14 protein-coding genes are annotated in these 13,804 nt (G+C 70.3%); 11 read left to right on the top strand and 3 right to left on the bottom strand.

Annotated features, from left to right (window positions below):
- The first annotated feature begins 219 nt into the window (after nucleotides 1–219).
- From pyrE to ACMGDM_RS05955, 10 genes are all read left to right on the top strand, one after another.
- On the top strand, nucleotides 220–804 hold the full coding sequence (gene pyrE, locus ACMGDM_RS06000; RefSeq protein ID WP_436803184.1) for an orotate phosphoribosyltransferase: 585 nt from the start codon (nucleotides 220–222) through the stop codon (nucleotides 802–804).
- A complete protein-coding gene (locus ACMGDM_RS05995) occupies nucleotides 804–1,550 on the top strand; it encodes a pyridoxine 5'-phosphate synthase (protein WP_436803183.1) in 747 nt (248 codons plus the stop codon). Before pyrE ends, ACMGDM_RS05995 begins: the two co-directional genes overlap by 1 nt.
- A 49-nt stretch (nucleotides 1,551–1,599) precedes the next feature.
- Nucleotides 1,600–2,019 (top strand): holo-ACP synthase, encoded by a 420-nt coding sequence (gene acpS, locus ACMGDM_RS05990; protein ID WP_436803182.1) that lies wholly within the window; start codon nucleotides 1,600–1,602, stop codon nucleotides 2,017–2,019.
- Nucleotides 2,020–2,023: 4 nt separating this feature from the next.
- A complete protein-coding gene (gene lepB, locus ACMGDM_RS05985) occupies nucleotides 2,024–2,965 on the top strand; it encodes a signal peptidase I (protein ID WP_436803181.1) in 942 nt (313 codons plus the stop codon).
- Nucleotides 2,962–4,053, top strand: coding sequence for an AI-2E family transporter (locus ACMGDM_RS05980; protein ID WP_436803180.1), 1,092 nt, complete (start codon nucleotides 2,962–2,964; stop codon nucleotides 4,051–4,053). Before lepB ends, ACMGDM_RS05980 begins: the two co-directional genes overlap by 4 nt.
- 120 nt (nucleotides 4,054–4,173) lie before the next feature.
- Nucleotides 4,174–5,157, top strand: a complete 984-nt coding sequence (locus ACMGDM_RS05975; RefSeq protein WP_436803179.1) for a hypothetical protein — start codon at nucleotides 4,174–4,176, stop codon at nucleotides 5,155–5,157.
- Nucleotides 5,133–5,663: a DUF2141 domain-containing protein gene (locus ACMGDM_RS05970; protein WP_436803178.1), complete on the top strand. Its 531-nt coding sequence runs from the start codon at nucleotides 5,133–5,135 to the stop codon at nucleotides 5,661–5,663. The genes ACMGDM_RS05975 and ACMGDM_RS05970 overlap by 25 nt, the downstream gene beginning before the upstream one ends.
- Before the next feature lie 13 nt (nucleotides 5,664–5,676).
- A complete protein-coding gene (locus tag ACMGDM_RS05965; RefSeq protein ID WP_436803177.1) occupies nucleotides 5,677–6,861 on the top strand; it encodes a glycosyltransferase in 1,185 nt (394 codons plus the stop codon).
- A gap of 334 nt (nucleotides 6,862–7,195) precedes the next feature.
- Entirely contained in the window at nucleotides 7,196–8,818 is a 1,623-nt protein-coding gene (locus ACMGDM_RS05960; protein ID WP_436803176.1) for an alkaline phosphatase D family protein, read from the top strand.
- Nucleotides 8,819–8,959: 141 nt separating this feature from the next.
- Nucleotides 8,960–9,148, top strand: coding sequence for a hypothetical protein (locus tag ACMGDM_RS05955; protein ID WP_436803175.1), 189 nt, complete (start codon nucleotides 8,960–8,962; stop codon nucleotides 9,146–9,148).
- 71 nt (nucleotides 9,149–9,219) lie between these two features.
- Here the strand turns inward: ACMGDM_RS05955 and ACMGDM_RS05950 are convergent, their stop codons facing one another.
- Together ACMGDM_RS05950 and ACMGDM_RS05945 are read right to left on the bottom strand one after the other, a co-directional pair.
- Entirely contained in the window at nucleotides 9,220–10,668 is a 1,449-nt protein-coding gene (locus ACMGDM_RS05950) for a methyl-accepting chemotaxis protein (protein WP_436803174.1), read from the bottom strand.
- A gap of 783 nt (nucleotides 10,669–11,451) precedes the next feature.
- A complete protein-coding gene (locus ACMGDM_RS05945; protein WP_436803173.1) occupies nucleotides 11,452–12,150 on the bottom strand; it encodes a pirin family protein in 699 nt (232 codons plus the stop codon).
- Between the two features lie 113 nt (nucleotides 12,151–12,263).
- Between ACMGDM_RS05945 and ACMGDM_RS05940 the strand changes: the two genes are divergently transcribed.
- Entirely contained in the window at nucleotides 12,264–13,193 is a 930-nt protein-coding gene (locus tag ACMGDM_RS05940) for a LysR family transcriptional regulator (RefSeq protein ID WP_436803172.1), read from the top strand.
- 66 nt (nucleotides 13,194–13,259) lie between these two features.
- On the opposite strand, the gene ACMGDM_RS05935 is transcribed toward ACMGDM_RS05940, so the two are convergent.
- Nucleotides 13,260–13,730: a hypothetical protein gene (locus ACMGDM_RS05935; protein WP_436803171.1), complete on the bottom strand. Its 471-nt coding sequence runs from the start codon at nucleotides 13,728–13,730 to the stop codon at nucleotides 13,260–13,262.
- Nucleotides 13,731–13,804: the final 74 nt, after the last annotated feature.

Below are 13,804 nucleotides of genomic sequence, written 5' to 3'. Positions count from 1 at the left end.
GTTGTGTTCTAAACCCCTCTCTGGCGCACGCGTCAGCGGGCCGGGCAAACCTGCCCCTCCTGTTATGGCGTATAGCAGACCGCCCCCTCGTCTCAAGGGGCTGCTCGCCGCGGCGGTTTTGCACGGACCCGGCGTGCTTTCGACCAGACGGCGCGTTGCGCGCGGACGCGGGCGCTCCTATGGCGCGCGAGGGATCCGTGGAGGCGGCAAGACGCGACGATGACCGACGACGAGGTGCTGGCCGAATTCCGTGCCGCCGACGCGCTGCTGGAGGGACATTTCATCCTCTCCTCGGGGCTGCGCAGCCCGCGCTACCTGCAATGCGCGCGCGTGCTGATGGACCCGCGGCGCGGCGCGCGGCTGGCCGAGGCGCTGGCGGAGCGGATCCCGGCCGAGCTGCGCGCCCGGATCAGCGCGGTGGTGTCGCCGGCGATGGGCGGGGTGATCGCCGGTCAGGAAATGGCGCGCGCGCTCGGCGTCGAGGCGATGTTCGTGGAGCGCCCCACCGGCACGTTCGAGCTGCGTCGTGGTTTCCGGCTCGCGCCCGGCCAGGAGGTGCTGATGATGGAGGACGTCGTCACCACCGGACTTTCCAGCCGCGAGGCGATCGCCGCGATCGCGGCGGCGGGCGGGCGAGTCGTCGCGGGCGCGGCGCTGGTCGATCGCTCGAACGGCAAGGCCGATATCGGCGTGCCCTTCTTCCCGTTGATCCGGCTCGACGTGCCGACGTACGAGGCCGATTCGGTGCCGCCCGAGCTGGCCGCGATCCCGGCGATCAAGCCGGGTAGCCGGGCCGCCGCCTGATGGCCGGCTCGTCGCCTGCGTCCGCGCCGCTGCGCCTCGGGGTCAACATCGACCATGTCGCCACGGTGCGCAATGCGCGCGGCGGCGTCTTCCCCGATCCGGTCCGCGCCGCGCTGCTGGCCGCCGAGGCGGGGGCGGACGGTATCACCGCGCACCTGCGCGAGGATCGGCGCCATATCACCGACAACGATATCGCGCGGCTCTCCGCCGGGCTGGCGATCCCGCTCAACCTCGAGATGGCGGCGACCACGGAGATGCTCGCGATCGCGCTGCGCCATCGCCCGCACGCCGCCTGCATCGTCCCCGAGAAGCGCGAGGAGCGCACCACCGAGGGCGGGCTCGATGCCGCGGGGCAGCGCGCGGCGCTCGCGCCGATCGTCGCCGCGCTCGGCGCGGCGGGGGTGCGCGTCTCGCTGTTCATCGAGCCCGACCCGCGCCAGATCGAGGCCGCGATCCAACTCGGCGCGCCGGTGGTGGAGCTGCACACCGGCCGCTACGCCGAACTGGCCGGCGCCGCGCAGGTCGAGGAGCTGCGCCGGCTGGCCGACGCGGCGGCGCTCGCGGCGAAGAACGGCATCGAGGTCCATGCCGGGCATGGGCTGACCTACGACAATGTCGCGCCGGTGGCGGCGATCCCGCAGCTGCGCGAGCTCAACATCGGGCATTTTTTGGTGGGCGAGGCGATCTTCGTCGGCCTCGCCGCCAGCGTCCGCCGCATGCGCGATGCGATGGAGAGCGCGCGGTGAGGCGCGCGCGCGGGGAGAGAAGTGCGCCGCTCTTGCCGAGGAGCGCCGCATGATCGTCGGGCTCGGCTCGGACCTGTGCAACATCGAGCGGATCCAGTCCTCGCTCGATCGCTTCGGCGCGCGCTTCGAGGAGCGCGTGTTCACCGACGTCGAACGTGCCAAGGCCGCCCGGCGGCCGCTCACCCGCGCGGGCACCTACGCCAAGCGCTTCGCCGCCAAGGAGGCCTTCTCCAAGGCGGTGGGCACCGGCTTCAAGGCGGGCGTGTTCATGAAGGACATCGGCGTGATCAACGCCCCCTCGGGCGCGCCGACGCTGGCGCTGACCGGCGGCGCGCTGGCGCGGCTGGCGACACTGGTGCCCGCCGGACACGAACCGAGAATACATCTGACGCTGACCGACGATCATCCCTGGGCGCAGGCCTTCGTGATCATCGAGGCGGTGCCGATCGAGAGCAAGGGAGCGGCGTGACGCCATGGCCGATGAGATCAGCTTGAGCGGCGAGCCCCCACGGGAGGCGCGCGGCGACACGCCGCCGCGCGCCCGCTTCGATTGGTGGGGCGAGGTGCGCGGAGTCGTCGGGCTGGTGCTCGCCGTGCTCGGCTTCCACAGCTTCATCGCCAAACCCTTCTACATCCCGAGCGAGTCGATGCTGCCCGGGCTGATGGTGGGGGATCGGCTGGTGGTCTCCAAATATGCCTATGGCTGGTCGTTCGTCTCGCCGACGATCCCCAACCCGGTCGCGATCGTCGAGGACCTCGTCTTCCACCGCCCGGTTGACGGCTGGTCGGTGCAGCTGCCCTTCCTCCACGGCCGCGTGTGGGGCTCGCTGCCCGAGCGCGGCGACGTCGTGATCGTCACCCCGCCGGGCCAGAGCAGCGACTATATCAAGCGCGTGATCGGCCTGCCCGGCGACACGCTGGCGGTGCGCGGCGGCGTGGTGTTCCTCAACGGCGTCGCGGTGCGGCGCGGCGAGAAGCACTATCGCGAGCTGCCGGTCGACGCCAACGCCACCTGCGATCCGGCGCAATATCCCGGCGCGCGGATCGTCCACGCCGATGGGAGCGTGGTCTGCCGGCTGCCGATCGTTACCGAGACGCTGCCGAACGGCCGCCGCTACGACACGGTCGACCTCGAGCCTGACAGCCCCGGCGACAATTACGGCCCGGTCAAGATCCCGGCCAATCACGTCTTTCTGATGGGCGACAATCGCGACCGCTCGGCCGACAGCCGCTTCGCGCTGGGCGGATTCGAGCGCGGACTGGGCGGGCCGGTACCCTATGAAAATCTGGGCGGTCGCGCCGAGTTCATTACCTTCTCGGTCGACGGCGAGGCGACCTGGAGCCCGCTGACCTGGCCGCACGCGCTGCGCGGCGGCCGCGCGGGCACCTCGCTCCATCCCGAGCGCGTCAAGTGAGCGACGCCGCCACGCCGCCCGATGGGCGCGGCGAGCGCGTCAGCGTCACCGCCGGCGCCAGCCCGCACGAGGTGCGCGACCCTGCGACCCGCGACGAGATCCGTCGCGCCGCGGTATGGCTCGGCATGGCCAGTGCGATCGCGCTGGTGGTGCTGCTGGTCCAGCCGCTGCTGATCATCTTCGCGGGGCTGGTCTTCGCCGCTTTGCTCGACGGCGGGGTGCGGCTGCTCGGGCGCGTGCTGCCGATCGGGCGCGGCTGGCGGCTGCTGATCGTGTGCCTGCTCACGATCGCCTTCCTGCTCGGCACCTTCTATCTCGCCGGCGTCCAGATCAGCCAGCAGGTGACGCAGCTGCGCGCCACCGTGGAGACGCAGGCGATGCGCGCCAGCGGCTGGCTCAGCGCGCAGGGGCTGATGCCGGGCGCGTCCGACCTCAGCGGGCTGTCGCGCCAGGCGCTGTCATCGGTGGGCCGGGTGACGAGCTGGGTCGGCACCGCGGTCGGCGCGCTCACCACGCTGTTCATGATCATGGTGATCGGGCTGTTCGTGGCGATGGACCCGCGCGTCTATGATCGCGGGCTGCAATGGATGATCCCCGAGGCGGACCGGCCCGAGTTCGCGCTGACGGTGAACCGCATGGGGCGCACGCTCCGCCGGCTGCTCGCGGGCCGCCTGCTCGGCATGGCGTTTGAAGGTGTGCTCACGGCGATCGCCTTGTGGATCGTCGGCGTGCCGATGGCGCTGATCCTGGGCATCCTCACCGGCCTGCTCGCCTTCATCCCCAATATCGGCGCCTTCATCTCGGGCGCGCTGATGGTGGCGGTCGGCTTTTCGGCGGGAGCGCATGTCGGCCTGGCGGCGCTGCTCGTCTATATCTTGGTGCAGACGTTCGACGGCTATGTCGTCATTCCCATGGTGGCCAAGCGCACCGTCGATCTGCCGCCTGCGCTGACGCTCGGAACGCAGATCCTGGCGAGCGCCTTGTTCGGCATCCTCGGCCTGGCGCTGGCTGACCCGATGACCGCGATGCTGAAAACCGCGATGGAGCGCCGCTCCGAGAAGCTCACCGACGAGCGTGATCCGGCCTGAGCCAAAGGCGCCACGGCTGACCGCGTGCGGGACAGCGCGCATCGCGCCTCGCTGGCGCGCGCGCGTGCGCGCTGCTAAACGCGCATGTTTCCCGCCGAAACGCGGGGCAGGATCAAGCGATTGCGCGCCGACGAGCCACTGACCCAGCGAGCCCCCAGCAGCACCGCCGACCGAGCGACCGCCCCCGCGACGGACGCGCCGCTGGTCGCGCTCCGCCCGGTGCAGACGCTGCGGCGGCGCTGGCCCGCGCTGCTCGGCGCGGTCGTGACCGCGGCGATGATCGTGGGGCTGCTCCACGAGCTGCTCGACCACGGGCTCGCCGGGCTGCGCCGCACCGTACCCACGGCGCCGGGCTTCTACGTTTACTTCCTGCTGTCCTACTTCGCGCTGCCGGTGTGCGATTATGCGATCTTCCGCCGGCTGTGGGGCGTCCCCGCGAGTGCCTTCCTGGCGCTTAACAAGAAGCGGATCGCGAACGACATCCTCATCGGCTATTCCGGCGACGCCTATTTCTACGCCTGGGCGCGCGCGCGGCTGAAGATGGTCGCTGCGCCGTTCGGGGCGGTGAAGGACGTCAGCATCGTGTCGGGCATCGTCGGCAATCTCACCGCGATCCTGCTCGGCGCGGTGGCGCTGCCGCTCGGCTATGAGCTGATCGACCCCGAGCTGGTGCGTACGATGCTGTGGTCGCTCGGCATCGCGCTGGCGGTGCCGGTGCTGGTGGTGGCTTTCTCCAGCCGCGTCTTCTCGCTGTCGCGTGGCGAATTGTGGTTCATCTTCGGCATCGACTGGCTGCGCATCACGCTGACCTGCCTGACGATCGCGCTGGCCTGGTCGTACGCCATGCCGAGCGTGTCGATCGGCATGTGGCTGTTCCTGGTGGCGGGGCGCCAGCTCGTCTCGCGCCTGCCGCTCGTGCCCAACAAAGACCTGCTTTTCGCCAACTTCGCGATCCTGGTGATCGGGCATGACCGCACGCTGTCGGACCTCATGGCGTTCACGGGCGCGTCAACCTTGGTGATGCATCTGCTGCTGACGCTCCTATTTGGGGTCGTGTACGTGTGGGAAAGGACGCAGCGATGGCGACATACCGGCAGAGCGTGATGCTCGCCGCAGCGGCGGGGGCGGCGCTGGCCGCAACCCCGGGCGCCGCGCAGGTGCTCGGCCAGGATGCCGCCGCCTGCGCGCCCGGCGCGCCCGGCCCCGCGATCCTCGCCAGCGTCTCGGGCATCAAGGATCGCAAGGGCACGCTCAAGCTCGAGCTCTACCCCGCCACCGAGGAGGATTTCCTCGCCGGCGACAAGAAGCTGGTGGCTGCGGGCAAGACCTTCCGCCGCGTCGAGGTGGCACCGCCCGCGAGCCTGGCGGGAGAGATCTGCATCCGCGTGCCGCACCCCGGTCGCTACGCCTTGTTCCTGGGGCATGACCGCGACGGCAAGCGCAAGTTCAACTTCTGGAGCGACGGCGCCGGCTTCCCGAGCAACCACAAGATCGGGCGCGCCAAGCCCAAGCTGGTCGACTCGCTGATCGACGTCGGCCCCGGCGTCACCCGCGCCACGATCCGCATGCAGTATCTGCGCGGGCTGGGCGGCTTCGGATTCGGCGACTGAGGGAGCGCGCGCGATGCGGATCGTCGACGTCAATGAATTCTACTCGCCGACCGGCGGCGGGGTACGTTCGTATCTCGATCGCAAGATGGCGATCATGTCCGAGCTGGGGCACCAGCAGATCGTGATCGCGCCCGGCAAGGAGGACCGTGTCGAGGAGCGGCCCGGCGGGGCGCTGCTTTATTACGTGAAGTCGCCGGGCATGCCGTTCGATTCCAATTACGGGCTGTTCTGGGATGCGGCGCCGGTCCACGCGCTGCTCGACCAGCTCCAGCCCGACGTGATCGAGAATTGCTCGCCGTGGCGCTCGGCCGCGATCGTCACCTCGTGGCAAGGGCCGGCGATCCGCGCCTGGTTCATGCACAACGACAATATGGAAGCCTATCCGAAGCGCTGGTTCGCCAAGATCGCCTCCGAGGGTGCGATCGAGCGCGTGTTCGGTTGGTATGACCGCTATATGGCGCGCTGCCTTGCGCCGTTCGACACCGTGGTCACCAACGGTCCGGTGCTGACCGAGCGGCTGCGCGCGCGCGGGCTGCGCGTCGACGCGACGATGACCCTGGGGATCGAGCGCGAGCATTTCTCCCCCGAGTTGCGCAGCCCGGCGCTGCGCGCGGCGCTGCTGGCGCAATGCGGGCTGCCCGAGGACGCGCACCTGCTGATCGGCATCGGCCGCCATCACGCCGAGAAGCGCTGGCCGATGGTGATCGACGCGGCGCGGCGTGCGGGAACGAAGATCCCGGTCGGGCTGATGCTGCTCGGTCTCGGCCCGGATACGCGCACGCTTGAGCGGCACATCGCCGAGAGTCCGCATGTGCGGATGTTCCAGCCGATCTATCACCGCGGCCAGCTCGCCGCGATCATGGCAAGTGCGGACGCGTTCATCCACGGCGGCGACAGCGAGCCGTTCGGCATGGTGGCGTCCGAGGCGCTCGCCTCGGGCCTGCCGATGATCGTGCCCGACCGCGGCGGCTCCTCCGCGGTGGCGCGCCCCGCCTTCGCGGAGACGTATCGCAGTGGCGACGCTTATGCCTGCGCCAAGGCGATTGTGGCATTGTTCTCGCGCGACCAGGCACTGGTGCGTCGCGCCGCAGGGGTGGCCTCGCGCACGGTGCTGAGCGATCGCGAGCATGCGGTGGCGCTGGTGGAGCATTACCGCGGGGTGATCGCGCGCAAGCAGGAGACGCGACTGGCGGGCTGAGCTCCCTTTCTGGGAGGAAGGGGGGCGGGGGTTCGCGCTGCGCGAAGCGTTCCGGGAGGCTGCTACACCGCCATCCGCCCGGCGCAGCGTCCGGCTGTGCACATGGCTGGTCCACCGTGCGACGGTGTGAAACCCATCGTCGTCCCGACCGTCCACCGTGCCGCTCACTTATAGGCATGGCTTGGCAGGGAGTGGGTCCCGGAACAAGTCCGGGATGACGAAGGGTGAGAAGCGTCGCCAGGGTTTGCAGAGCGATCCTGAAGGAGAGAGCCTGTCACACCGGCGTCACCGATCGGGGCGAGAGCGCGCGGGACTCTCCCGGGGAAACGCCACGATGACGCTCACCATCTCCCGCCGCTCGCTGCTCGCGACCGGCACGCTCGGGCTCGGCGCCTTTGCGCTGCCCGGCCTCGCCGCGGCGCAGACCGTGCTGGCGGCGCGCGGCTTCACCCATTCGGTGACGAGCGGCGAGCCCGCGGGCGACTCGATGCTGCTGTGGACGCGCTACGTCCCCGCCAACGGCGACTCGGCGCGGCTCGTCGCCGAGATCAGCGACACCGCCGATTTCGCCCGGGTGATCGCGTCGGGCGCGATCATCACTGGCCCGTGGCGCGACTGGACCGCCAAGGTGACGCTCGACGGCCTCACGCCGGGGACGGATTATCACTATCGTTTCGTCGCCCCCGACGGCACGCGCTCACCGGTCGGCCGCACCCGCACGCTGCCGGGCGATCGCGCGCGCGCCTTCAAGGCGGCGATCTTCTCCTGCTCCAACCTCGGCTTCGGTTGGTTCAACGCTTATGGCCACGCCGCCGCGCGCGACGATCTCGACCTGGCGATCCACCTCGGCGATTACTTCTACGAATATTCGCCCGGCACCTATCCGCCCAAGCCGGCACAGGTGGCGGGGCGCGTGCCGCAGCCGCTCGCCGAGACGATCCATCTCAGCGACTATCGCCTGCGCTACGCCAGCTATCGCGCCGACCCCGATCTGCAGGCGCTGCACGCGCGCGTGCCCTGGGTGGTGCAATGGGACGATCACGAGAGCGCCAACGACAGCTGGGAAGGTGGGGCCGAGAACCACGATCCCGCCACCGAGGGCGACTGGAACCAGCGCCGCGCCGCCGCGGTCCAGGCGTTCCGCGAGTGGATGCCGGTGAGCGACGAACCGTGGAGGGCCTATGACATCGGCACGCTGGCGACGCTGTGGCGCACCGAGACCCGGCTGTTCGCGCGCTCGCGCCAGCACGAGATCGCGACGCTGCTGCGCGCGCCCGACCCCGCCGCGGCGCTCAGGACGTTCCGCGACGGCGCGTGGCAGGACCCGGCCGTGACGATGATGGGGTCGCAGCAGGAAAGCTGGCTCGCGCACGATCTGCGGCGCTCGGTGAAGCAAGGGCAGCGCTGGCAGGTGGTCGGCTTCGGCACGGTGATGGGCAAGCAGCAGTTGCCGGTCGAGGCCGAGGCGCTGCTCGGCGGCGGTACCGGCCATGTCGATGATTATGTCCGCGGCGCGATTGCGGCGACGCGCGCCGGCGTGGCCTCCAATCTCGACTCCTGGGGCGGCTATCCCGCCGCGCGCGCGCGCTTCCTGCGCTCGGCGCAGGCGGCGGACGCGAACCTCGTGGTGATCACCGGCGACAGCCACAACGCCTGGGCGTTCGACCTCGCCCAGGACGGCGCGGCGGGGGTGGAGTTCGCCGGTCACGCGGTGACCTCCCCCGGGTTCGAGAGCGCCTTCGCCACCGATCCCGCCGCGGTCGCGCGGATGATGGTGGCGGGCAATCCCGAACTCAAATGGTGCGACACGTCGCGCCGCGGCTATATGGCGCTGACAATCACCCCCGAGCAGGTGCGCAACGACTGGCTGTTCGTCGACACCATCCGCCAGCGCACCGCCAGGGCCAGCGTCGGCCACAGCACGACGGTGCAGCACGGGCGGCGGGTGATGGCGTAACTCTCCTGCCTGCGACGGGGCAGGTCGGGGGTGAGGTCGGGGGCACCACCCGCGTTGAACGAAGGTCCAACCCACGCCCTTCTGGCGCGATCGGACGATCCGCGCGTTATCTGGGCGTGACGATGGCCGGGAGGCGCCTGCATGTTCATGGACTTTCGCGATCAGGCGCCGCCACCGCGCTGGGAACCCCGGCCGGCCTCGCCACGGCTGTCGCCGCGGGGTGAGCGCTGGCTCGGCCGGCTCGTCATGCTGAACCTGGCGCTGTTGCTGCTCGCTCCGATCGGTGGCGCGACGCTGATCGAGGCGCTGGTCGTGCTCTGGCGCGGATGAAGGCGATGCGGGAACCGGCTGTTGCGCCGGGATCGCGATCGATGGGCTGATCGGCCCGGCCGCGGTTCGGATCAGCCCCGCGCCGAGCGCGGACGCAGCGGCACGACGCGCGCGGGCGCGTCCGGCGCTTCGAGGCGGAAGCGGCCGACCTGGTCGTCGAGCGCGGTGGCGCGATCCGCCAGGCCGTGCGTGGCCGCGTTGGTCTGCTCCGCCATCGCCGCATTTTCCTGCGTCATCCGGCTCATCTCCCCGATTGCGGTGTTGACCTGCGTGACCGCGCTGGCCTGCTGGCGTGCCGAGCGCGCCACATCGCCGACCAGCGCACGCACGTCGCCGACGCGGGCGAGGATATGCTGCAGCGCGTGTTCGGTGTCCGCCACCAGCCTGACTCCGGTGCTGATCTCGCTGCCCGCCGCGGCGATGCGCTCCTTCACCTCGCTCGCCGCCGCGGCCGAGCGCTGCGCCAGCGCGCGCACCTCCTGGGCCACTACCGCGAAGCCGCGACCGCTGTCGCCCGCCCGCGCGGCCTCGACGCCGGCGTTGAGCGCGAGCAGGTTGGTCTGGAAGGCGATCCCATCGATCAGCGCGATGATGTCGCCGATCTCGCTGCCCGAGCGCTCGATCCCCTGCATCGCGGTGATCGCACGTTGTGCCACCGCGCCGCTCGCCTGCGCCGCGTCGCTCGCCTCGGCGGCGAGCCGATCCGCGCGGGCACCGTCGTCGGCGGTGGCGGTGACGCTCTGGGTGAGTTCGTCCAGCGCCGCGGCGCTCTGCTCCAGTGCCGCGGCCTGTCGCTCGGCGCGTGCGGCGAGTGCCTCGGCGGCATGGCGGATCTCGCGCGTGCCGCCGCCGATCTCGCGCGCGCTGTCGCTCACCGCTCCGACCATCGCGCGAAGATCGCCGAGCAGTTGGTTGTAGGCGGCGCGCACTGGCTCATATTGATCCGCCAGCCGGTCCGTGAGCGGGTGGCTGAGATCGCCGCCCGCCAGCCGCGCCAGCCCGGCGGTAACCGCGTCGACCATGGCCACTACCTCGCTGACGTCGCTGCACGTGATGATCACCGCCGGCTTGCCGCGCAGCTGCGTAGGGAACAGCATCATCATCGCCGGAAAGGTGCCGTGGCCGCGGCGTTGGCAGCGCCAGCGGAAGCGCAGCACGCCGCGCTGCCGCGCTTCCTCAAGCCGCCGCTGGATCAGCTCGGCGGTGGGCGTGCCGCAATCCTGCCGCTCGGGCGAGGTGATTCCCGCATCGGCGCCGATGAACTCCTCGCGCGTATAGCCGAACAGGCGCAGCGCGGCGGGGTTGCAGTCGACGTAGACGCCGTCCTGGACCACGTAGATGGCATCGGGCGAAGCCTCATAATACAGCTCGCCGACGCTGCTGCCGACCTGATTTCGTATGATCGTCCACACGCCGTTCGTCTCACCCAGCCGGTCCCGCTTCTTCTTATAGGCCGCCCGTCCGCAGCGCGTTGGTGCCGCCGGTGCGACTGACCCGGCGCGGGCGGCGGCCCGTCCCAAGTCAGGGAGGGTCGCACACCGGCTCGGGCATTTACGTGTGCCGCAGTGACGCGAATGGCGGCGCCGCGCCCGATCCCGCCAGCCTTGAAAAGGGGGGGCGAACCGGCGCGGCAATGGTTGGGCATAACCGTGCCGTGGTGTGTATCAATCCCGAGATCCGTAGAATTTACGCAAGCAAAACAGTCACGTAGCTGATCAGCATCGATTGTTTAGTTCAGTCCGCCTACCGTATACAATCAGCAACAAGAGCGAATCGACGGAGCATCGGTCCGCAGCAGGATCGCCCATGCGCAGCGCTTGGGCGCCGCTCGACACCTGCCGGCACAACGGGAAATTTGGATGATCACCATGCGATCGCCCGAAAGGGCGCGCGTGCCGCGGTATGACGTGGCCGCGTGGACACCATATAACGAGGGATGGGCGCGCGGCGCCGATCCGTGTAGCGCGCTGGACAAGTGTCCGTTCGCCTCGGCCCTCATGATGCGCGAACGCGGCGAGTGGTTGCGCGGCTTCGCCGCCGGACGGTCTGACCATGGGCTTCGAACCGCCGGCTGACCGACGCTCATCGTCTCCTCCCCTGGGCCCGGGGGGGGGGGCGCTGATCCTGCCGCTATCGTCCGCTGCGCTCAGCCACTCGCGGGTGAGAGCGGACGATCTCGACGTCGCCGCGCTGCGGATGCGCCCGCGGCTGAGCAGATGGACGGCGGGTCGTGACCAAGCGGGCTGGTGCGCCGACGCGCGTCGGAGCGGCGCACCCCCGCGCAGGGGTGCGCCGCGGCGACCTCAGGCGGCGTCGACCAGCACCAGTTCGCTGTCTTCCAGCGCGGTGACGCTCAGCACGTCGACGTCGCTGATCGCGGCGCCGTCGCGCGCGTTGACCCGCACGCCGTCGATCTCCACCGCTCCGGTGGCGGGCACCAGATAGGCCTTGCGGTCGCGGCCGAGCGGATAGTCGGCGCGCTCGCCATTGCGCAATGTCGCGCCGACGACGCGCGCGTCGGTGCGGATCGGCAGCGCGTCGCGATCGCCGTCATAGCCGCTGGCGAGCGTGACGAACTGGCCCGAGCGCTCGCCCTTGGGGAAGGGCTTTGCACCCCATTGCGGCTGGTCGCCGGTGCGCGTCGGCACGATCCAGATCTGGAAGATACGCGTGGTCACGTCCTCCATGTTGTACTCGGCGTGGCGAATGCCGGTGCCCGCGCTCATCACCTGCACGTCGCCCGCTTCGGTGCGGCCGGCGTTGCCCAGATTGTCCTGGTGCGTGATCGCGCCCTCGCGGACATAGGTGATGATCTCCATGTCGCGGTGCGGGTGCGGCGGGAAGCCGGTCTTGGGTGCGATCGTGTCGTCGTTCCACACGCGCAGATTGCCCCAGTGCGTGCGCGCCGGATCGTGGTAGCCACCGAAGGAGAAATGGTGCTTGGCGTCGAGCCAGCCGTGGTTGGCGCCGCCGAGCGAGGCGAGGGGGCGGAGGTCGATCATGCTGTTCACTCCCGTTGGCCCGTCGGGGGCCGGTGCATGGCGATGATCTAGGGCTTGTGGCCTCTCGTGTTCAGCCGGATAAAATCGTCCGGCATGTTCGAGGAAGTGGAACAGTGAACGAGCCCGGCACACCGACTTTCGACCAGCTGCGTCTCTTCCTCGCGATTGTCGACGAGGGCAGTTTCGGCGCGGCCGCGCGCAAGCTCAACCGCGCGGTGTCGGTGGTCAGCTACGGCGTCGCCAACCTCGAGGCGCAGCTCGGGCTGACGCTGTTCGAGCGCGAGGGCACGCGCCGCCCGGTGCTGACCGAGGCGGGGCGCGCGATGCTCGCCGAGGCGCGTGCGGTCGCCGCGGGGATCGACGGGCTGCGCGCCAAGGCGCGCGGGCTGCTCCACGGGCTGGAGGCGGAGGTGGTGCTCGCGGTCGACGTGATGCTGCCGGCGGAGCGGCTGGGGCGCGTGCTGCGCGGCTTCGCGCGCGAATATCCCACGGTGGCGCTGCGGCTCCACGTCGAGGCGCTGGGCGCGGTGGCGGCGATGGTGCTCGACCGCGTCGCCGCGATCGGCGTGTCGGGTCCGCTCGCTGCCGGTGTGGAGGGGCTGGAGTGTGAGGCGGCAGGGGCGCTGGCGATGGTGCCGGTCGCTGCGCCCGACCATCCGCTCGGTCGCATGACCGCGATCCCGCCCGGCGCGGCGCGCGGCTACACGCAACTGGTGCTGAGCGACCGTTCGCGCTTCACCGAGGGACGCGACTTTGCGGTGGTGAGCCATCAGACCTGGCGGCTCGCCGATCTCGGCGCCAAGCACGCGCTGCTGCGCGAGGGGATCGGCTGGGGCAACATGCCGCTGCCGATGGTGGCGGACGACCTGCTGGCGGGTACGTTGGTGCGGCTGGCGCTGCCTGATCATCCCGGCGGCATCTATCGCTTCGGCACGATCTGGCGCCGCGACTCGCCGCCGGGGCCAGCGGCGTCGTGGCTGCTCCAGCAGTTTGTCGCAGAGGGGCGCGACGACGCGGGCGAGGCGGGGCTGGGGGATATCTAGCGCGGCGGGACGTGGAGCCGGTCGGGCGACGGCCTGCTCGCTGCGCGTGCAGAGCGTCGCGCCGCTTCAGCGCGGATGGTGCTCGTCAACGTCGTCGCTCCTGTCCTCGGCGGAGGCAGCACCGTCGCGCGTGAGCGCATCCGGCTTTGCGACCCCGCCCTTCTCGAACTGGCTGAGTATCTTGCGATCGCTTTTGCGGGCGTCGAGGAGAATGCTTTCGAGCCGATAGGGGTAAGCGTTCGGGAAAATCAGGGCGTGCTCGCGCAGATAGTCGTTCTCGATCCGGGCGATCGCCCTCCTGTAGCCCTCGCTGATGATGGCGACGACGACAAACCACGCGAACTTGAAGGCCAGGATGATGTTCAATCGTCCGTCGGTGTCATGTTCGAGCGCCTGAGAGGAAATTCCGGCCAGCGTGGCCAAGATCGCCGCCGCGGTGAAGCCGGCGATGGCGCCCTGCTGCTTGCTGGCGATCAGGTTCTGGAAGAAAGCGGCGTGTTTCTGCTGCTGTTCCCAGCTGGCCTCGCGCGTGGGCATGGGCTTCTCCTCGGATCGACCAACGCTGTCAGGAGCCCTGCGGGCGAGCCCCGCGGTTCCACCCGCCGACGTCG

It is taken from the genome of Sphingomonas larreae (assembly GCF_051400595.1).
Classification (GTDB): Bacteria; Pseudomonadota; Alphaproteobacteria; order Sphingomonadales; family Sphingomonadaceae; genus Sphingomonas.
The sequence above is the reverse complement of the archived record's forward strand: the minus strand, read 5'-3'. Positions and strand labels throughout refer to the sequence as shown.